Genomic DNA, 20,282 nt, shown 5'->3' on the forward strand with positions numbered 1-20,282 from the left:
GAATGGCTTCTGCCATTCCCGTCTTTTAGAATTATTAGATTTCTTTCAGATTCTTTCAAAGGGTTGGAGGTGTAGTGATGGATTGGGGCCTGTTTTTGCAACATATGGTTAATGCTATCTCATTGGGGTTTGTTTTTGGGCTCGTCGCAGTAGGATATGCCCTTGTGTACGGTGTTGTTAAGCTTGTTAACTTTGCACACGGAGACGTCTTCATGATGGCGGCTTACTTCATGTTTTATACCTCTTTGATATTCGGCGCTCCTTGGCTCAGTGCGGTGATTCTCGGTATTGTCTTCACATCGCTTCTTGGCGTTGGTATTGAAAAAGTTGCATATAAACCTCTCAGAAAGTATCCAAGGATAAATTCCCTCGTGTCATCGATCGGTATGTCCTTCTTGCTCCAAAACTTCGCTGTTGTTGTTTTCGGTGGAATTCAGAGATCTTTCCCAGTTCCAGAACCGATGAAAAAAACTCTTATCTTCGGTGAAATACGAGTACAGGCTGTGTCGATTTATACGATAATTTTCTCGATAATTGTGGTGGTAATTCTCACTTTCATACTACAAAAAACAAAAATCGGTCTTGCCATGAGAATTCTCTCAAGAGACTTTGACACGGCAAGGCTTATGGGAATAAATGTAAACAGGACGATATCTTTTACCTTTGCTCTCGGTTCTGCGCTTGCTGCTGTCAGTGCTGTTTTCTGGGCGCTCAGATACCCTCAGATATTCCCGTTCATGGGGCAGTATCCAGGCAGTAGGGCTTTCATAGCCGCTGTTGTGGGTGGTATCGGTAGTCTTAAAGGAGCGCTCATAGGTGGATTCGTTCTCGGCTTGCTGACCGTGTTAATTCCTGCGATGTTCCCGGAATACTCAGGCTATCGTGAAGCGTTCATATTCTTACTCCTCGTGTTAGTCCTGATCTTCAAGCCGAATGGACTCTTCGGTCAGGAGGCAGGTGAAAAAGCATGAAACGTTCAACGAGAATTATGCTCAGCATAGTCTTTATAATAGTAATTTATATCTTTGTCTTTTTTGCTGAAAAGTACATGGACCCGTTCATAAAGAGAGTTCTCAACACAGGCTTCATATACGTCATCCTCGCAGTTAGCTTGAACCTCATAAACGGTTTCACTGGTCAATTTTCTCTGGGGCATGCCGGATTTATGGCAATAGGTGCTTATACGTCTGCTCTTTTGTACATGTCGCCTGAGAACAAATTGTCGAACTTTTTCATGGAGCCTTTGATTTCTCCATTAGATCAAATACAAATTCCTTTCTTTTGGGCACTCATTGTCGGTGGTTTGATGGCTGCATTGATGGGATTCATCGTCGGTGCGCCGAGCCTTAGAGTGCGTGGAGACTACCTTGCAATAGTTACGTACGGTTTCTCAGAAATTATCAGATCTCTTTTCAACAACTTGCAAAATATTACGAACGGGCCTCTCGGTTTGAAGGGGTTACCTACTTACACGAACCTTTGGTGGACTGTAAGCTGGGCTATCGTTACAGTGATAGTTATCAGAAGAATAGTTGACAGTTCTTACGGTAGAGCATTGAAAGCGATAAGGGACGACGAAGTGGCTGCTGAAAACTTGGGTATAAATCTCTTCAAGCACAAAGTCCTCGCGTTCGTTGTTGGTGCGTTCTTCGCAGGCGTTGCGGGAGGTCTTTTAGGAAGCTTATTGATGACGATAGACCCCAATTCCTTCAGTATACTCTTCACGTATCAGATAATTACCATAATACTCCTCGGTGGGCTCGGAAATATCACAGGCAGTGTGATTGTCGGAATAGGTTTTGCTTTCTTGATGGAAGGGCTCAGGTTCGTCGAAATGCCTATGAATATATTTGGCATAACGATACCGGGTATACTTGGTATGCGTATGCTGATATTCTCCATACTCCTTATGATAACCATCCTTTTCTTCAGACAGGGTCTCTTTGGACAGCGTGAATTCACTTGGGAAGGCTTTGTCAGGTTATTTACAAAAAGGAAGGTGAGCCAATGATGACAACGCAGATGACAGTCCCTTCAAAAGAAACGAAAGAAGTGAAAACGACTGTTTTAAAAATGGAGCACGTAACTAAAAAATTCGGTGGACTCGTTGCTGTCTCCGATTTTAACCTGGATCTAAAAGATGGCGAACTGCTCGGGTTGATAGGTCCAAACGGTGCAGGTAAGACAACGATATTCAACTTGATAACCCACGTCTTTCCTGCAACGGAAGGGAAGATAGAATTTCTCGGAAAAGATATAACAGATGAGAAAACTGATAGAATAATAAGACTTGGAATTGCGAGAACGTTTCAGAATATAAGGCTCTTTGGAAATATGACGGTACGTGAAAATATAATGACAGCGTTCCACGCTCATTTGAAATCCGATTTGTTTTCTGCCGTTGCTTTCTTGCCAAATTACCAGAAAGAAGAAGAGTATATTCAGAGCATGACAGAAGAACTTATGAAAGAACTTGGCATACACCACCTTGCAGATTATAAGTCAACGTCACTGCCTTATGGTCTTCAAAGAAAGCTTGAAATTGCAAGAGCACTGGCAACTCGGCCAAGACTATTACTTTTGGACGAACCGGCAGCAGGTATGAACCCTGATGAAACGCTTGAACTGAATGAACTGATTTTGAGAATCAGAGAGAAATTCAAATTGACAATCATAGTTATAGAGCACGATATGAAAGTTATTATGAACATCTGCGAAAGGATAGTGGTTTTAGATCACGGTGTCACAATTGCAGAAGGGACCCCAGAAGAAATCCAGAAAAATCCACTTGTCATAAAAGCTTACTTAGGTGCAGGTGATGAAGATGCTTGAGATTATGGACTTACATGTACATTATGGTGGTATACACGCACTGAAGGGTATATCCATGAAAGTCGAAGAAGGACAGATAATATCACTTATAGGTGCAAACGGAGCTGGCAAGTCGACAACGTTAAGAACAATATGCGGCTTGAAGGAAGCAACAAGAGGAAGTATTAAATACAAAGGGAAAGAACTTACGAAACTTGATACAAGCGAGATAGTGAAAATGGGAATAACAATGGTTCCAGAAGGACGTAGAGTCTTTTCGAACTTAACAGTTTATGAAAATCTCTTGGCAGGTGCGTACTTGAGAAAGGATAAAGAAGAGATAAAGAAAGACATAGAATATGTCTTCGATTTGTTCCCAAGGCTACGCGAGAGAACGAATCAGAGGGCTGGTACGCTATCAGGTGGAGAACAGCAGATGCTCGCAATCGGTAGAGCTCTCATGTCAAGGCCAAAATTACTCCTCTTCGATGAGCCGTCACTCGGACTTGCACCTGTTATCGTTAAGGAAGTCTTCCAGATGATCAAGAAAATTCACAGCGAAGGTGTCACGATATTCTTAGTCGAACAAAATGCGTACGAAGCCTTAAAACTGTCCGATTATGCGTACGTTCTGGAAACTGGAAGGATAGTTCTTGAGGGAACAGGTAAAGACTTACTGGAAGACGAAAGAGTTAGAAAAGCATATCTTGGTGGATAACATAAAGATCAAGGGATGTAAATCACTGAGGCGGAGGTTGTTCAGACCTCCGCTTTTTTATGTTAAACTATATTACGGAGATGATAAAACACATAGAATCCTAGGGGAGGAAGTTATCATTGAAGTTCACTGAGCTCTATGATGAACTAAAATCAATATACGGAGAACTTGGCAAATGGTGGCCTGGTGCAAGGGAGGAAATTATCGTATCGGCTGTCTTGACACAAAACACGAACTGGCAAAATGTTGAGAAGGCACTTGTAAACATAAGAAAATACTGCCAAGGTGACATTTTACAGTGCTTAGGAAAATTGAGCGAGCAAGAGCTCTCAGAACTTATCAGACCGGCGGGATTTTTCAATATCAAAGCGAAAAGGTTGAAGAACTTGCTCCAGTGGATAGAAACGTACGGTTATGATCTTGATAAGATTTCAACTTTAGATACGGAAAATTTGAGAAAAGAACTTCTCTCAATCAACGGCATAGGCAAGGAAACCGCAGATTCGATAATACTCTATGCCTTCGAAAAACCGATATTTGTTGTCGATGCGTATACAAAGAGGATAGTAAGAAGGATTTTCGATATCGAGTACAAAGAATATGATGAATCCAGAAAGTTATTTGAGGAAACATTCACAAAAGATGTGAAGCTATATCAAGAATTTCACGGTTTAATCGTTGAACATGCGAAAGCTCTTTGCAGAACTAAACCTCTTTGTGAGCAATGTCCAATAGCAGATTGCCTGTACAAAAGTCAAAAAAGCAAAAGCGGGGAATAACCCCCGCTTTTGTAATTCCTTAGTTATTTTAATGTGCTTATTGTTGTTTGTAAAGTTCAAAGTAGTCGTTTCCAGGCCTCATCGGGTTCGGATACCAACCTTTGACCCACGTCCTCTGTGCTCTTACTCCGACTGGCTGATATATCGGTACGCTGATGTAGTTATCTATCGCAAATTTCTGAATCTGGACATACAGTTTTGCACGTTCATCTGGATCAGAGGAGTTCCTCGCCATATCGATCAGCTCGTCTAAGCTCTTGCCACCGAGTTCCTTTCTTGGTGTACTAACGAATTTCTTAAAGTTGTCGCCTTGTCTTGGTGCGTATGTACCAGCAGAGTGGTAGAACGTGAATATGAAGTTGTCAGGATCCGGGAAGTCGGCAAGCCAGTTGAATATAGGCATGGGCAATTCGGCTTTTCTCATAGCATCGAGATAGCTCGGCCAGTTCAAAGACGCAACTTCAACCTTGATTTTTCCAGGGGCAATCATTTCGAGGTATGTCTTTATCATTTCAGCGATTCTCTGCCTCATCGCATTTCCTGTGTTGTACGCGACGGTGAACTTGATACCAACAGACAGCGCTTTACCACCCCAGGCTTGTTGCAATGCCTTTCGAGCTTCCGTAAGGTTGAACTTGTAAAGTGGAAGCGTTGGGTCAAACCCAAGCAATCCGTTTGGAAGCGCCGAAGGTATTCTGATACCGTAACCTTTAAGAACGTCCCTGATAACCGCATCGTAGTTTATTATATAAGAGACCGCTTTTCTGGCGTTTACATCACTGAAGAAATCTGGTGGCAATCCATTTCCGTCCCATTTTCCACTGCCTATGTATTTGCTGTTTGGTGAAACTGACCATGAAAATCCAACTACAACAACAGACATGGACGGAATGTTTTCAATAATTTGGATATCCTTGTTTCCTCTTATTTGATCGAGGTATTCAAGTACTATTGCAATGTCGTCAGCGTCTCCTTTTTCAAGCATCAGTTTTCTCGTACCCCATTCGCTCACAGTTGTTATAATAACTTTCTTGAGCTTAGGTTCGCCGCGCCAGTAATCTTTGTTCGCTTCCAAAACAACCTTTCTGTTCGTCCTATCCCATTCAACCAATTTGTATGGACCAGTTCCAATCGCCGTTGCGTAAAGTGGTGATTTTTCTTTGGCTATGTTCCTGTAATTCCACCAAGTATCCGGTTTCCCATCCCACAAGCCCATCTTTATAGACGTTTCCTTGTCAAGAACAGCAGACCAGCCAACTGTATGAGCCATTATCGTTAAGAACGGACCGTACGGTCTTGCAAGTTTGAAAACCACGTTGTCACCATCTACTTCTATTGCTGGGTCTATTACTTTTTGGTACATTTCAACAAGTTTGTCTTTGTATTCGGGCAGTGGTTTTCCGTCTTTGAAAACTTCCGATGCAGGCTTTCCTACGTACTTCTCAACCATCTCATTTAGAGAATTCACAGCGAATATAGCATTCCAAAGCATCCACATTGGTCCACCTGTTGGATCATACAAAAGTCCGCGTTCAAATGAGTATTCAACATCCTCAGGTGTCAGCGGATTACCGTTGTGGAATTTCACACCTTTTCTGATTGGAAAGACGTACGTCTTTCCACCATCTTTTATCAATCCGTTTTTCACGGTAGGAACTTGCGTTGAAAGCCTTGGTTCGAATTCTGTTAAGCTGCTGCCTTTGTAAGCTATAAGGCTCTCGTAGACGTTGTAGATTATCTCTCCGCTCACTGTGTCGTACGCTTGATGGATATCCAGAGTATCAGGTTCTCCAACACCAGCAGATACGTATGTCGTTGGATCAAACGCAAAAACAAATCCCGCGAGCAAAACTACCGTTACAAATACGTACTTCACATACCTCACACCAATCCCCCCTTTCAGGATGAGTCGTTTTTAAAGTTAAATTAACTTGTATAACATTATACCACTTAAAAGTTAAAATTCCAAACATTTAGTGAACTTTGTTTGTACGTTCTCCTCCATGCTCATTGCTTGTTGCAAACTACAACTCTTTGTGGTTTACTTGTATCAACATTCATAATTCCTGACTTCTTTTGAAAGCTTCATAAATCGCCGACATTATGGCACCCTTAACTCCATCTTTCTCTAATTCGTAGAGCCCACGTATTGTAACACCACCGGGTGATGAGACAAGGTACTTTAGTCTCGAAGGTTCGATGCTCATGTGTTCGAGTAACTTGACCGAACCTTCAAACGTTCTCAGCACTATATCACGCGCATAATCGGGGTTAACTCCGATATTAATCGCACCTTCTATGAAGCTTTCCAAAATGAATGCCACGAAAGCAGGTCCACTGCTGTTAAGTACGGTGAACGCATCGAACTTCTCTTCTTCAAGCTCCATAACTTCTCCAAGCGGAGAGAGAAGCTTTTCAAACTCGTGTCTTGTACTCGAATCGACATGTTTGCTGCACGCAACAGCTGTTATCCCTATTGAAATTCTCGATGTTATCGTGGGCATTATTCTGATTACGTTCTTTTTTCCCGTTGACTGAGATATCTCTTCAATCCTTTTGCCTGCAGCGGTGCTCACCAAAACACCATGTTCCTCATGAATTTCGAATAGAGTATCATACACTTGTTTGGTTTGTTGTGGTTTTACGCAAAGGAAAGTGCAGTCTGACTGCACGTAGACTTCCTTTACATTGCTGCATATCTTCACATTCTCAAATACTTCGTACTTTCTCACCCTTTCGATGGACCTGTTGTATATGTAAAACTCATGTTCTGCCTTATCGTTCAGCACTTCCAAAATCATACTTCCAATGTTACCAACACCGATTATGCCAACTCTCACATCAATTCACCTCGCTGATTTCTAATATAATATTATCCGCATGAATCGCCTCATCGTAGGTGTATATCTCTTCTGAAATCTCTGAACTCTTTTTTCCCTTTATTTGCCTTAACTCCTCGCTTCCGTAATTTGTAATACCTTTTCCGATGACTTTGGAATTGTACATTATTAGAACTACGTCACCTTTGGAAAATTCTCCTTCGATATCAGTTATACCAACAGGTAAGAGACTTTTTCTTTCTATCAACGCTTTGAACGCACCATCGTTGATGTAAACAGTACCTTTAGGTTTGCTAATATATTTCACCCAAGATTCCTTTTTCGTAAGTCTTCTCTTTCCGGATACTGAGAAATGCGTTCCACATCGTTTTCCAGCAAGTACTTCTTTAACACATTCAAGACGCCTTCCGTTAATTATGTAACTCTCCACACCACTTTCTGCAGCAATCTTTGCAGCATTGATCTTCGTTGCTATACCACCTGTTCCGTGCGATGTCTTTTCCAAATTTGCAAGGACAGGCTCTTTACTACCAATGTGATATTCGTCTAAGACTCTTCCATCTGAGCCAATTACACCGTCAACGGAGGTCATCAAAAATAGATAATCCGCGTTCCAGCATACCGAGAACATAGCAGAGAGAGTATCGTTGTCTCCAAGTTTTATCTCATCGACTGAAACTGTATCGTTCTCGTTGACAATCGGAATCACTCCGACTTTTTCCAGTCCTATTAACGTATTTCTAAGATTCAAAAATCTCTGCCTGTTTGTGAAGTCGTCTCTCGTAACCAATATCTGGCCAACTGTACGATTGTAAAACGAGAACGCCACCTGGTAAATTTCCATCAGTTTCGGTTGACCAACAGCGCAGAGAGCTTGTTTTGAAACTATATCCTTAACACTTTCAAGATTCGGAATCAGCACTCTACCTGCAGCTGCTGCACCGGAAGTTACGATTGCCACTTCATGCCCTGCGTTAAGTAAATCATTCGCCAGAGACGCGATTGTTATAATATACGTCTTATCTATTTGTCCACCTTTCACAAGTAAGTTGCTTCCAAACTTCATGACTATCTTTGCCATATAGATTCCTCCGCTGTATCTTTATTTTCTAACGTTATAGTTACCAAAAACCACGAACTTGGTCGTAGTCAGTTCTCTAAGTCCGACAGGTCCTCTTGCATGGAATTTCTGCGTGCTTATACCTATCTCCGCTCCCATACCAAATTGTCCGCCGTCTGTAAATCTTGTAGATGCATTTATATATACGGTCGATGAATCTACCGAATTCAAAAATTTCATCGCATTTGAATAGTTTTCTGTAAGGATAGCTTCTGAGTGCTTCGTAGAATATTTCTTGATATGTTCAATCGCATCGTCGAGCGATGAAACAACCTTTATAGATATGATCAAATCCAAGTATTCAGTTGACCAATCTTCCTCGGTAGCTTCATTACAATCAATTATTTTTCTTGTCTCCTCACATCCGCGGATTTCAACCCTTTTCGTATCAAAGAGCTCTTTTAATTTCGGCAATAATTTAGAAGCGATATTCTTGTGAACCAAGAGCGTCTCGACTGCGTTACAAGTCCCTGGCCTTTGCGTTTTCGCATTATCGATAACAGAGATCGACTTATCTATATCGGCGCTCTCATCGACAAATATATGGCAAACACCGGCACCAGTTTCCAAAACCGGCATTCTTGAATTGCTCACAACATAATCGATCAAAGCTTTACCGCCTCTTGGTATGACAAGGTCAATGTACTCTCTCTGTTTAAGCATATAATCTACCACAGACCTATCGGTATGTTCAACTAATTCAACAGCATTTCTTGGCAGACCCACGTCATCTAATGCTTCTTTTATAATCCCAACCAACGCCCTGTTAGAATTCAAAGCATCGGAACCGCCTTTGAGTAGAATCGTGTTTCCGGATTTCAAAGCTAAGATAGCAGTCTCAATTGTCACATTTGGCCTTGATTCATAAATAATCGCTATAACACCTATTGGAACACGAATTTTGTAGATTTTAAGCCCGTCTTCACGCACAAATGAATCGACAACTTCACCAACCGGGTCTCGCAAGTTCTCAACGATGCGACAACTTTCTATCATCTCATTTATCCTTTTGTCATTCAGTACCAGCCTATCTACCAACGACTCTTTGACCTTCAATTCTCGAGCTCTTTGAACATCTTTGTTGTTTTCACTTATAATGTAATCTCGGCTTTCATCGAGTCTCTGAGCGAGCTTTCTCAGGAATTTGTTCTTCTTTTCGGAATTCTCTCGACTTAGAATGTCAAATGCGTTTTTCAAATTCTCCAAAGAAATTTTCACATCTTCATACATCGTAACTCCCTCCTATCGTTTCCGAACTAAAACTTTTCGGATATTATAACACAGATAAGCACAAAGTCATCCATTTCCGATAAACTTGATTTTTTGCAAGGCTTGTGCTAAAATTGTTTTGCTGCACAAGAGTCGGGGTGTAGCGCAGGTGGCTAGCGCGCTTGCATGGGGCGCAAGAGGTCGCTGGTTCAAGTCCAGTCACCCCGACCAGTCTAATAAATTGAAAAGGGTACCAACAAGGTACCCTTTTTTGTTTTTAAATATGTTTGTTGTATAATAACGATAATTAATCCCCAAAATCTTCAAGGAGGTGAAAAAGTATGTTATGGCTTTTGGTTGTCCCAATTGCTGCACTACTTGTGGTTGTCTTCAACTTCAGATCTATGATAAGACAACCTGAGGGAAGCGAAAAGATGAGAGAGATTTCCCTGCGGATTAGGCAAGGAGCGGATGCTTTTATAAACCACGAATACAGAGCTGTAGCAATTTACGTAGTTATCATCGCTTTTGCTTTGGCTTTTCTCACAGCTTGGTATGTTGGAATAGCTTTTGTTGTAGGTGCAACGATGAGTTCCTTAGCCGGATATTTCGGCATGAAAGCTGCAACAAGGGCTAACGTCCGTGTCTCTGAGGCAGCAAGGTCAACTAAGAAGCTGGGGACTGCATTGAAGATTGCATTCCAAGGTGGTTCAGTGATGGGACTTTCAGTCGGAGCCTTAGCACTCACCGGTTTGGTGATAGTTGCATACATTTTTAGAAGGCAACTGAACGTTGAGAACTTGATAATTTTTGAGAATCACATTGGTGTGAATTTCATACCATTTGCTATGACACTCTCCGGATATTCCTTAGGTTGTTCTATAGTTGCAATGTTCGACAGGGTCGGAGGTGGTGTTTACACGAAGGCAGCAGATATGGCCGCTGATTTGGTTGGTAAAACCGAGTTGAAATTGCCAGAAGATGACCCGAGGAATCCAGCAACGATCGCTGATAACGTTGGGGATAACGTAGGAGATGTGGCTGGTCTTGGCGCTGACCTTCTGGAAAGCTATATAGGTGCTATATTATCAGCTATTGTGTTAGCTGCATACAGTTATGTACTCTCTGGAAAATATTACGATACGGCTGTGAAACTCATCTTCTATCCTGTCGTCTTTGTAACTGTCGGTGTCGCCGCTTGTATAGTTGGCATTCTTTTCGTGGTCTTTAAGAAAGTCTCTGACAAGCCACATCAAGAGTTGAATTTAGCTCTAATCATCTCAGCTCTCCTCACAGGTCTTGGAAACGTTGTTTCTACAAATCTGATGTTAAACAATGTTCCCATAGAAGAACTACAAGCATACGGTTTCAGATACGGCATTTTCTCTGCATACTACTCGGCAATAATAGGTATCGTTGCGGGGATAATTATAGGACTTTTGGCTGAGTACTACACATCTGATAATTTTACACCTACCCGTAACTTGAGTTATAAATCTCTTCAAGGCACAGGAATGGTAATCAGCGGCGGACTCTCTTTGGGCATGAAAAGTGCTTTGTTACCGTCGTTTGTGTTGTTTCTTGCAATATTCCTTGCGGATCATTTCGCCGGTCTCTATGGAGTGGCGATGGGTGCAGTTGGAATGTTATCTTTTGTCGCAACTTCAGTAACGATAGATTCATACGGCCCAATCGCAGACAATGCAGGTGGCATAAGCGAAATGGCTGAGCTTGAACCGGAAGTGAGGCATATAACTGACAGGTTGGATATGGTAGGAAATACGACAGCTGCGATAGGAAAAGGCTTTGCAATTGGTTCAGCCTCATTGGCTGCACTATCTCTCTTTGCCTCATACATCTACTCTCAAACCTCACCAGGTGAATACGTTACGAGCGTAAAAGAACTGTTGAACTTGAACATAATCAATGCAAGAACGCTCGGAGGTGCTATACTCGGAGCTGCATTGCCGTATTTCTTCAGCGGAATATTAATAGAAGCCGTTGTGAAATCTGCTTCTAAGATGGTAGACGAAATTAGAAGGCAAGTTAAAGAAAAGCCAGGAATATTGGATGGAAGTGAGTTGCCAGATTACGAAAGGTGTATCACGATAAGTGCTGATGGAGCTTTAAGAGAAATGGTCTTACCTGCAATGATTTCAATTGTAACACCTCTTATCTCAGGTTTTTTGCTCGGAGTGGATTTTGTTGGGGGATTACTCATAGGAACTACACTGAGTGGTATTATGTTAGCTTTATTCACAGCGAACGCAGGAGGGGCATGGGACAACGCTAAGAAGCATCTTGAACAAGGAAAGATAGAAGGGCTTTCAAAAGGCTCAATTGAGCACGCAGCATTGGTAATCGGAGACACCGTTGGAGATCCTTTAAAAGATACAGTGGGACCGAGTTTGGATATACTCATAAAAATCATGGCAGTTATATCACTAATATTCGCACCGCTTTTCGAAAAGTTTCATATTTTCTAAAATTCTGCAAAAAAAATACTCCCTAACGGGAGTATTTTTTAGATTATATTATTCCTGAATTATCTTCGCAATTTCTGGAACAATATCAATATGGACCTCTTTACCTTCGCTGAGCGTAGTATCAAACGGTGGGAGAACTTTGACCATGACTTCCCCAAATTCTGTGTCTATATAGTACTCTGAGAAGTTACCAAGATATACTATCGTTTTGATAACACCTTTTACAGGACCTTTCGACGCTATCTTCAACCCTTCTGGTCTACACCCAAGTACATACTTTTCACTCTTAGAAGTTGGCAGCGAAGGTATCGTATAAACTTGACCATTTAACTTGATAACTGTTCTATCTTCCAGTCTTTCTACAATCTCAACCGGGAAGAAGTTGATTTTACCCATGAATTCCGCTGCAAATTTGCTCACTGGCTTTTCGTAAATTTCTTCAGGCGAGCCTATTTGCTCTATTTTTCCACCCTTCATCAGTACTATCTTGTCTGAAAGCGTAAGTGCCTCTGTTCTGTCGTGTGTAACGTATATAGCCGTTATTCCTACTTCCTTTTGTATCCTCTTAATCTCGATTCTCATTTGTTCTCTCAGTAAAACGTCAAGGTTCGAAAGCGGTTCGTCGAATAGTAGAACGGAAGGTTCTACGACCAAAGCCCTTGCAAGCGCCACCCTTTGCTGCTGACCTCCAGATAAGCTCGAAGGTGGTCTATCACCATAGCCTTCCAGACCAACGACTTTCAGTATATTTTTTACCTTCTTTTCTATATCACTTGGAGGAACTTTTCTCATTTTCAGTCCATATGCTATGTTCTCCGCAACGTTCATGTGCGGGAAGAGTCCATAGCTTTGAAAAACCATCGCTGTATCTCTCTTCCAAGGTGGAATCTCAACGACATTGACGTTGTTGATGAGAATCATCCCATCGGTTGGTTTCTCAAAACCGGCAATCATACGCAAAGTTGTCGTCTTGCCACAGCCCGATGGACCGAGCAATGTGACGAACTCTCCCGGCTGAACGTCGAAACTGACATTATCAACCGCCCTCACTTCGTTACCTTTAAAGTCTTTAAATACTTTACTTACGTTTATCAACTTCAACGAAACTTGCTTCACACTTATCCCTCACTTTTATTGTTGAACGATATTCTTTTCTAAGTACTCACTCTTCCTAACTAGCAATCTCAAAAGGCCAAAGACAACTAAGATTATTATTATCAGAACGGATGATAACACACTTGCAAACCCGAAACGGAGATTTTCAGAGAAGTTGTATATCTGCATCGTGATATGGTACCACTTCGCCGATATCAAGAAGACAACAGCACTGACTGCGGTCATAGCCCTGACAAATGTGTAAGACAAGCTTGATATAAACGCCGGTCTTATCAGAGGCAATATAATCGTCGAAAATACTGTCTGCGGATTTGCTCCAAGATTCTGAGCAGCTTCCTCTATCGATGGATCTATCTGCTTGAGCGTTGCAATTCCACCTTCAACGCCAACTGGCAATTCTCTTATCACGTAGTTGATGACTATTATCGCGGCCGTACCAACTAAAATAAGCGGTGGTTTGTTAAACGCTATGACATAGCTTATACCTATCAACGTTCCTGGAATCGCGAACGGCAACAAAACTGCACCTTGTAAAAGCTTCTTACCCGGGAATTTCTTTCTCGCGAAGAGAAACGCAACGATCATCGAGAAGACGCCGGCGATAGGCATAGCCACACCTGCAAGGAATGTAGTATCTGTAAGTGCCTTCCTGCCCCTCTGCAATGCTTCTATAATGTTCGCCGTTGTGAAGGTATAATCGACACCCCAATTTTTCACAAAACAACCCATGAATATCGTTGAATAGAGACCTATGAGAAAGATTATCATAGCGTATACAAACACAGTTAAGACTCTCCGAGTGCCCGGGCTCACTATCTCGACAATCCTTCCACTTGGCTTACCTGTCACGGTAACGTACGATTTCCTGTTAACTACGTACCTTTGGAGATAGAAAGCTGTTAGTGCTGGCAACAGCAGGAGTAAAGATAGGGCAGCACCCCTGTCAAGACGATTCATTCCAGTAACTTCAAGGTACGCTGTGACTGAGAGCACGTTGAACTTTCCACCGAGCATCAATGGATTGGCAAAATCCGCTATTGAATTTGTAAAGACCAAAAGCCATGAGCTGAGAAGACCTGGTAAAGAAAGAGATAAAGTAACTGTCGTAAAAACTTTCCATCTACTTGCACCAAGGTTCATAGATGCTTCTTCCAATGTGCTATCTATCGCTTCAAGTACCCCTACCATCGTCAAATAAGCTATCGGGAACATACCCATCGTCTGTGCAATAACCAATCCGTCGAGACCGTATATGTCCCAATTCAGTTTCAGCAATTGCTTGGTAATAAGTCCATTTGAGCCAAAAAGAAGGATTATCGAAAGAGTCAAAGAGAATGGTGGCGAAATTACCGGCAACGTTGCAAACGTGGAGATGAACTTCTTGCCCTTTATAGATGTCCTTGTCACTAAGAATGCGAAGATGAAACCTATAAATGTTGACACGGTAGCTGTTATGCTTCCGAGAAGGACGCTGTTCGCAAAGGCTTTCAGATAACCTTTTTCAGTCAGTATAACCTTCCAGACGTCAAAACTGAACGTGCCTGTTCTTACGAATGTCAATCGTACTGCTTCGTAGAGTGGATAGACTATAAAGACTATAACAATCGCAAAGGTTACTATTATTGCGTATGTCGTTACAGGGTCTATAGAAAAGGTCGCGACGCCAAATCCAACTGCGAAGAGGGCAAAAAGTATCAAGAACATGTTATCTAAAGTCCTGAGCAATTTTACGTAGTCTTGAGCACTATGTAGCTGGACCATTATGCCAACGACTTGATAATCTTCAATAACAGGCGTGAAGACTACGTTGTAATCCTTTCCTTCGTACTTCACAGAATAAGATGAAATGTAAGTTTCTTCGTACAGAGCGTGTTCTTCCCCATATGCGAAGTCTTCTAATTCTCTTACCAAATCTTTCAAACCGCTTCCAGACTCGTATTCATTGCCATCAAAATCGTACTTGTAAATAAGGACATCTGGGAATTTTCCAGAAATTGCCACAGTATCTGTCATCGAGATGGAGTTTGACAACCTTAAAAGGTTCTCCCGCATCGAGCGGGAGAACTCATTTCTTACAGTTGTCCGTACCCAGAAAAGTAAACCTGCGATTACTGAAAGAATAACCAAATACTTTATTATTTTCCAATTTCTTTGTTCCATCTGTCTATTAACCTCTCTCTGTTCTGCGCTTCCCAAAGTAGGTCTTGCTGTATCAAGTTTATATCTTCAAGCTTGTAGACAACCTTATTTTTCGGAGCTTTTGGTGAAAGCGGAATGACATACCAGCTGGCTATTATACCTTGCGCTTTATCGCCGAGTATCCAGTTGTAGAGTTTCTTAGCCTCCAGTGGCTCTTTTCCGCCCTTGATAAGTGACATCGCTGCGATTTCGTAACCACTTCCGTCTGCTGGCAACGTAATTATTATAGGTGCTCCTTCTTTTTGAAGTTTTACAAGGTCGTGGAGATAGCCAATTGCTATCGTAGTTTCACCAATTGCACAATCTTTACCTGGTGCAGAACCAGATTTTGTATACATGTTTACGTTTGCGTCTAATTTCTTCAGATAATCAAATACCTTGTTTTCGTCTCTCTTGTAAATGTTAACCATCGTTGTAATAACGTTGTAAGCCGTACCAGATGTATTTGGATTTGCCATTCTTATAAGTCCCTTGTACTCTGGTTTTAGTAGATCAGCCCAGCTCTTTGGTGGGTTGATTCCGAGTTCCTTTGCCTTGTTCTTGTTCGTCGCAAATGCAAGAGGACCAACGTAAAGGCCTATCCAGTATCCGTCTGGGTCTTTGAATTTCGGGTCTATGAACTGACTGTATGGTGCTTTGTAGGGCGTTGTAAAGCCTTTGAGTTTCGCTTCTACGTGGAACACGCCAACACCGCCGACCCAGATCGATGCCTGTGGGTTGTTTTTCTCCGCTTCAAGCCTTGCAAGGACCTCGCCAGTCGACAACCTGATCCAGTTAACTTTTATTCCTGTTTCCTTTTCGAACTCTGCAAAGAGGACCTTTGCAAGCGGTTCTTCAAGCGTAGTATAAGCATTAACGTAGTTCGCTGCAAAAGAAATACTCACAAAAACAAAAAGTACTAATACCATCAATTTTTTCATGCTGCTCACCTCCTAGGATATAGTATAAGTGAATTATAACACATTCTATTTAAAATCAAACGTAATAATACGGAACGTCGACTTTGTACTTACCTCTGAACTGCGGTTCTTTCAGCATTAGCGGGCTATCCAAATCGTGGAAATCAAATGCGCCCGTTCCAAGTGCAAAGTGGACGCTCTGGTTAACGCCCAAGCTCGATTCAGCCATACAGCCAAGCATAAGCCTGAGGTTCGCAGCTCTCACCATCTCAACAATCGCAAGTGCATCGCTGATGCCCGATTTCATAAGCTTTATGTTGATATAGTCAACTGCCTCTTCTTTGATAAGTCTCATAACATCGTACTTTGTTCTCGCACTTTCATCAGCCGCAACAGGAAACGGTGAATTCCAACGTACGTACTTCAAACCGTCTATATCATGCATTCCGACAGGTTGTTCAAACACAGAAATATCAATTCCTGCCCGATAGATTTCGGTGACAAACTTCACAGCTTGTTTTGGAGTATAGCCTGTATTGGCGTCGACTATGTATTTACACCCTTTCGAGACTTCGTATATAGCCTTGATCGCTTCGATATCTTCTTCCAAATTCTCGCCTACCTTGATCTTTATGACTCTATGCCCCCGCTCAACAACACTCTTCGCATCTTCCACACGCTCTTCAAGAGTACCTATACTCACCGTATAATCAGTTTCAATTTTCGTCTTTGCTCCGCCGAGGATTTGATATACGGGCGTGCCGATTTCCTCGCTAAATGCATCGAGTACAGCGTACTGGACTGCCGCCTTTACACTCGGAGCTCCGAAGAGTTTGTCTGTCACATCGAATATCTGCCTGTAATTTCTCACATCCATCCCGACTATCATCTCGTTGACAACACTCTCAAAACCCATAAGTGCGCTGACTTTTTCGCCATTCACCCTGAACGAAGGCGATGCCTCACCGTAGCCCTTTATCCCGTTGTCTAGTTCGACAACAACCTCGATATTCTGCGTATCGTACGATACGTTATTCGTAATGTGAAACGGTTTAACGTATTCGAACCTGTTCAAAATGAACTTAACGGATTTGATTTTGCCCATGTCATCCACCCCTTGTTCTCATAGTTCTTCGAACTTTAGAACCTCTATCTTGCTTTCCAAATCGATGACGTATCCATCTTCCTCTTTGGCAATTATTTCCATCTCGCCTGTCTGGTTATCGTACGGATCAAGTCTCCAAGATTTCTTCGATGGATAAAATTCTCCTTGGAATTCCGTATTTGCGAACATCCTAAACCCATCAAGGTTGGTGAAGTAGAATATGCGCATTGGTTCCTGATCTCGCCTCGAACCGCCAAATGACAAATCAACAGGAACCCATCCGTACTTTTCTAGGTAAACAAGCGCCCAGTCGTGAGAAGATGCACCGATTGGTGTAATGCTCCAGCCGGACTGCCATCTTGCTGGAATACCAACAGCCCTACACAGAGTTATGAAAAGCAGCGCTTGGAATCCACAGTCTCCTTTGAACATAGTACCAACGTATTCAGGAATGTTATTATACATCGCGTACGGTAAGACATATGAGTAGTTGACGTTCAGCGTTACGAAATCGTATATCTTCCTTGCGATAGTTATATCATCAAGCTTCTTGTAATCCACATCGTGAAAGATAGACTCTACGAGGGATTTTATAAAAGGAGTGAAGACGATGTGAGGTGGCTTTTCTGAGGTATCTTCTTTTGTGGGTTTTTCTTTCCAAATACCTCTTGTCCCTATCCATTCACTCACTGTGTACTCGAACTCAACGCTGAAAGTATCAGAATCCTTACCTTCCATGTATACTGTTCTCTGCCCGACTGAATTATCAGCAATCTCATGTTCATGACTCGCATTTATCAGTTTAACATCTTCTTGCTGATATCCTTCTTTCGGAAACGGTAACCAAACCCGAACTTTTTCTTCTACAGGATTCTCGTGTTTCAGGCTTATCCTTGCTCTCACCCTGTACTTTTTCGGTTCACCGTACTTCAGAAGTCTTTCAACCGCTTTGTTAATCAATTCTCTTCTCTTCAAAACGTCCTTATCGACTCTTTGTTTTGCTTTATAATCCCTATCGTTAAAAGCAAGGTTTTTGTCGAATCTGCTTTCGTAGTACCTCTGACCGTCTATGTACATCCAGTCAAGTTTTCCCTGTTTTGTTAAAATCTCAAATTCCGGTTTCGTTGCACCTTTGAAGGTCTTTTTGAAAATTGAAAAAGCTTCTTTTTCGTTCCATTTGTAGGTTCTCCTTAAAAGCTTGATTCTAAACAGCTCAAACCTCAGTCTCTGCCTCATCTGCGGTGGTAATCGGTGTTCCAAAATCATCTGAATTTGCTCTTCTGCCTTTTTCAAAAAGCCCATATAGATATCCTTCTTCAATCCATCCGGAATTGGATAAGTCAAAAAGTCCATCCCTACACCCCCGATGTCAAACGATACTTTTCACTACAATTTTACAGCAAATATCGAGAAATTGAAAATCGAGAAACAGGGTGAAAAGTGTTGATAAGACTCTATATCGTTACCCAAAACTTATCAACTGATTAATATGAAATCAAAACAATATAGGGTAGCCTCTCGGCTACCCTACGGTTAGTTATATTGTATAAAATCTCAATTTCCAGCAGCTGAGACTACAGGGAATTTTATAGTAGATAATCCTGTGAGCTTTAATATAAGTTTTGGGATATCTGTGTTATCCATGAAACCGACAAAATATTGTGCACCTGGGCCGAACGCATAAACTGGAACTGGCGCAGCGGTGTGGTCCCATGTTGTCCAGCCAAATCCTACCTTTTCGCTGACAAATCTTGCAAGTTCCCTTCTCAGGTTGCTTGATGACACTTTTCTAAGAGTTTCGTATTCTGCATCCGATATCGAAATTCCATACCAATCTTTGAGTCCCTGCACGAATTTCTCTTTGTCTGAAATGTTGTACTGGCTCAGGAACATCTGTGTCGTTCCCTTGGCCTTTCTTGCAAGTTCAACATTTACAGAGTATCCACCTTTTGAAAGTGACAACCCACCTGTTTCGTGGTCCCCAGTTACTATTACCAGCGTGTTTCCATCTTTCTTAGCAAATTCAAGCGCAACCTTTACAGCATTATCAAATTCAACAGTTTCTTTCCACACACCGTAGAAATCGTTAGAATGTGCTTCCCAGTCTATCTGTGAACCTTCTACCATTAGCATGAATGGTTCACCACTTTTCGAAAGAATTTCAAGCGCCTTTGTAGTCATCAAATCGAGAGTTGGTTGAGATGAAGGTCTACTGCTTACAGGTTCCAAATGACTTGCTGCGAATAAACCTAACACCTTATCTGATGATGCAGACTTCAACCCATCGATTGAATTTACATACTCATAACCCTTCTGCTTCATTAATTCAATTAAATTCATTCCATCCGTTCTTCTCCCACCGTTTGCTGTTGGAAGGAACCACTGCCACCCGCCACCAAATACAACGTCAACCGTTCCGGATTCAGCCAATTGTTTTGCAAGAGTAAGCTCGTCGTCTCTATTGCTGACATGCCCATACACCGAAGCAGGCGTTGCATGAGTTACTCTACACGTAACTGCTAAGCCTATCTTATATCCCCCGTTCTTCGCAATTTCAAAGATAGACGTTATAGGTTCTCCGTTCGGAAAGACACCAATCGCCCTGTTGAGTGTCTTAAAACCACTGAATAGTGCAGTTCCAGCCGGTGCCGAATCTGTGACCCATGAATCGTATGAATAAGTTGTTGTAATCGCCGTGTATGGCAACGTCATCGTTGTTAGAACTCTACCTTCGAGAATACTTGCAAGCAAGAGCTGGTTGAACGACATCCCATCTCCGACTAAGTAAATGATGTTAAGCGAAAGTGCTACAACGGAAAGGAAAATGACTAAGAGAATACTCAAGAACTTAGCTCTTACTCCAAACATGCCCTACACCTCCTCTTATAGAATAAACCTCTGGCATCTGAAAAAATCTATGCCTGAACTTTACATTCTACAGTATAACTTCATTTTCTTAAAATACGATTACTCAAAATTAAGATTTGTGAAGATAAGAAT

General features: G+C 41.9%; 16 protein-coding genes and 1 tRNA gene. 7 read left to right on the forward strand and 10 right to left on the reverse strand.

Going from position 1 to position 20,282, the window contains the following annotated elements:
* Positions 1-77: 77 nt before the first annotated feature.
* The 5 genes from IB67_RS00300 to IB67_RS00320 all read left to right on the forward strand — a co-directional run bounded on the left by IB67_RS00300 (position 78) and on the right by IB67_RS00320 (position 4,308).
* Positions 78-971, forward strand: a complete 894-nt coding sequence (locus tag IB67_RS00300; protein WP_072757523.1) for a branched-chain amino acid ABC transporter permease — start codon at positions 78-80, stop codon at positions 969-971.
* Positions 968-2,011, forward strand: coding sequence for a branched-chain amino acid ABC transporter permease (locus tag IB67_RS00305; RefSeq protein ID WP_072757536.1), 1,044 nt, complete (start codon positions 968-970; stop codon positions 2,009-2,011). The genes IB67_RS00300 and IB67_RS00305 overlap by 4 nt, the downstream gene beginning before the upstream one ends.
* Positions 2,008-2,832 (forward strand): ABC transporter ATP-binding protein, encoded by an 825-nt coding sequence (locus IB67_RS00310; protein WP_245789426.1) that lies wholly within the window; start codon positions 2,008-2,010, stop codon positions 2,830-2,832. Before IB67_RS00305 ends, IB67_RS00310 begins: the two co-directional genes overlap by 4 nt.
* Positions 2,825-3,529 carry an ATP-binding cassette domain-containing protein gene (locus IB67_RS00315; protein ID WP_143145232.1) on the forward strand — a complete coding sequence of 235 codons (705 nt, stop codon included), beginning with the start codon at positions 2,825-2,827 and terminating at the stop codon, positions 3,527-3,529. The genes IB67_RS00310 and IB67_RS00315 overlap by 8 nt, the downstream gene beginning before the upstream one ends.
* Positions 3,530-3,648: 119 nt before the next feature.
* Complete coding sequence (locus tag IB67_RS00320; protein ID WP_072757540.1) at positions 3,649-4,308, forward strand: endonuclease III domain-containing protein; 660 nt, start codon at positions 3,649-3,651, stop codon at positions 4,306-4,308.
* 37 nt (positions 4,309-4,345) lie between these two features.
* Here the strand turns inward: IB67_RS00320 and IB67_RS00325 are convergent, their stop codons facing one another.
* The 4 genes from IB67_RS00325 to IB67_RS00340 all read right to left on the reverse strand — a co-directional run bounded on the left by IB67_RS00325 (position 4,346) and on the right by IB67_RS00340 (position 9,498).
* Positions 4,346-6,193: an ABC transporter substrate-binding protein gene (locus IB67_RS00325; RefSeq protein ID WP_072757542.1), complete on the reverse strand. Its 1,848-nt coding sequence runs from the start codon at positions 6,191-6,193 to the stop codon at positions 4,346-4,348.
* Between the two features lie 172 nt (positions 6,194-6,365).
* Positions 6,366-7,148 (reverse strand): pyrroline-5-carboxylate reductase, encoded by a 783-nt coding sequence (proC, locus tag IB67_RS00330; RefSeq protein ID WP_072757543.1) that lies wholly within the window; start codon positions 7,146-7,148, stop codon positions 6,366-6,368.
* Position 7,149: 1 nt separating this feature from the next.
* Positions 7,150-8,229, reverse strand: coding sequence for a glutamate 5-kinase (gene proB / locus IB67_RS00335; RefSeq protein WP_072757545.1), 1,080 nt, complete (start codon positions 8,227-8,229; stop codon positions 7,150-7,152).
* 21 nt (positions 8,230-8,250) lie between these two features.
* On the reverse strand, positions 8,251-9,498 hold the full coding sequence (locus IB67_RS00340; protein WP_072757558.1) for a glutamate-5-semialdehyde dehydrogenase: 1,248 nt from the start codon (positions 9,496-9,498) through the stop codon (positions 8,251-8,253).
* A 133-nt stretch (positions 9,499-9,631) separates the two neighbouring features.
* On the opposite strand from IB67_RS00340, the gene IB67_RS00345 reads away from it, so the two are divergent.
* Positions 9,632-9,708: transfer RNA gene (locus tag IB67_RS00345), tRNA-Pro, on the forward strand.
* A 110-nt stretch (positions 9,709-9,818) separates the two neighbouring features.
* A complete protein-coding gene (locus IB67_RS00350) occupies positions 9,819-11,963 on the forward strand; it encodes a sodium-translocating pyrophosphatase (RefSeq protein WP_072757560.1) in 2,145 nt (714 codons plus the stop codon).
* 48 nt (positions 11,964-12,011) lie between these two features.
* Here IB67_RS00350 and IB67_RS00355 read toward each other — a convergent pair whose 3' ends face one another.
* The 6 genes from IB67_RS00355 to IB67_RS00380 all read right to left on the reverse strand — a co-directional run bounded on the left by IB67_RS00355 (position 12,012) and on the right by IB67_RS00380 (position 20,150).
* Positions 12,012-13,079, reverse strand: coding sequence for an ABC transporter ATP-binding protein (locus tag IB67_RS00355; RefSeq protein WP_072757562.1), 1,068 nt, complete (start codon positions 13,077-13,079; stop codon positions 12,012-12,014).
* Between the two features lie 15 nt (positions 13,080-13,094).
* On the reverse strand, positions 13,095-15,239 hold the full coding sequence (locus IB67_RS00360) for an ABC transporter permease (RefSeq protein ID WP_339745158.1): 2,145 nt from the start codon (positions 15,237-15,239) through the stop codon (positions 13,095-13,097).
* Positions 15,215-16,198 (reverse strand): ABC transporter substrate-binding protein, encoded by a 984-nt coding sequence (locus IB67_RS00365; RefSeq protein WP_072757566.1) that lies wholly within the window; start codon positions 16,196-16,198, stop codon positions 15,215-15,217. The genes IB67_RS00360 and IB67_RS00365 overlap by 25 nt, the downstream gene beginning before the upstream one ends.
* A gap of 55 nt (positions 16,199-16,253) precedes the next feature.
* Complete coding sequence (locus IB67_RS00370; RefSeq protein ID WP_072757568.1) at positions 16,254-17,282, reverse strand: L-Ala-D/L-Glu epimerase; 1,029 nt, start codon at positions 17,280-17,282, stop codon at positions 16,254-16,256.
* Positions 17,283-17,300: 18 nt separating this feature from the next.
* The gene (locus IB67_RS00375; protein ID WP_072757570.1) at positions 17,301-18,635 is read right to left on the reverse strand and encodes a transglutaminase-like domain-containing protein; all 1,335 of its coding nucleotides are present in this window, start codon (positions 18,633-18,635) and stop codon (positions 17,301-17,303) included.
* A 201-nt stretch (positions 18,636-18,836) separates the two neighbouring features.
* Positions 18,837-20,150 carry an alkaline phosphatase gene (locus IB67_RS00380; RefSeq protein ID WP_339745150.1) on the reverse strand — a complete coding sequence of 438 codons (1,314 nt, stop codon included), beginning with the start codon at positions 20,148-20,150 and terminating at the stop codon, positions 18,837-18,839.
* Between the last annotated feature and the right edge of the window lie 132 nt (positions 20,151-20,282).

Source organism: Fervidobacterium riparium, assembly GCF_025370035.1.
In the GTDB taxonomy this organism is placed as follows: Bacteria; Thermotogota; Thermotogae; order Thermotogales; family Fervidobacteriaceae; genus Fervidobacterium; species Fervidobacterium gondwanense.

Bases quoted from the DNA above. Each gene is read 5' to 3' on its own strand.
- proB (WP_072757545.1), bottom strand. From the start codon at position 8,229: ATGGCAAAGATAGTCATGAAGTTTGGAAGCAACTTACTTGTGAAAGGT.
- IB67_RS00350 (WP_072757560.1), top strand. From the start codon at position 9,819: ATGTTATGGCTTTTGGTTGTCCCAATTGCTGCACTACTTGTGGTTGTC.
- IB67_RS00300 (WP_072757523.1), top strand. From the start codon at position 78: ATGGATTGGGGCCTGTTTTTGCAACATATGGTTAATGCTATCTCATTG.
- IB67_RS00305 (WP_072757536.1), top strand. From the start codon at position 968: ATGAAACGTTCAACGAGAATTATGCTCAGCATAGTCTTTATAATAGTA.
- IB67_RS00340 (WP_072757558.1), bottom strand. From the start codon at position 9,498: ATGTATGAAGATGTGAAAATTTCTTTGGAGAATTTGAAAAACGCATTT.
- IB67_RS00375 (WP_072757570.1), bottom strand. From the start codon at position 18,635: ATGGACTTTTTGACTTATCCAATTCCGGATGGATTGAAGAAGGATATC.
- IB67_RS00360 (WP_339745158.1), bottom strand. From the start codon at position 15,239: ATGGAACAAAGAAATTGGAAAATAATAAAGTATTTGGTTATTCTTTCA.
- IB67_RS00370 (WP_072757568.1), bottom strand. From the start codon at position 17,282: ATGGGCAAAATCAAATCCGTTAAGTTCATTTTGAACAGGTTCGAATAC.
- IB67_RS00310 (WP_245789426.1), top strand. From the start codon at position 2,008: ATGATGACAACGCAGATGACAGTCCCTTCAAAAGAAACGAAAGAAGTG.
- IB67_RS00315 (WP_143145232.1), top strand. From the start codon at position 2,825: ATGCTTGAGATTATGGACTTACATGTACATTATGGTGGTATACACGCA.
- IB67_RS00365 (WP_072757566.1), bottom strand. From the start codon at position 16,198: ATGAAAAAATTGATGGTATTAGTACTTTTTGTTTTTGTGAGTATTTCT.
- IB67_RS00380 (WP_339745150.1), bottom strand. From the start codon at position 20,150: ATGTTTGGAGTAAGAGCTAAGTTCTTGAGTATTCTCTTAGTCATTTTC.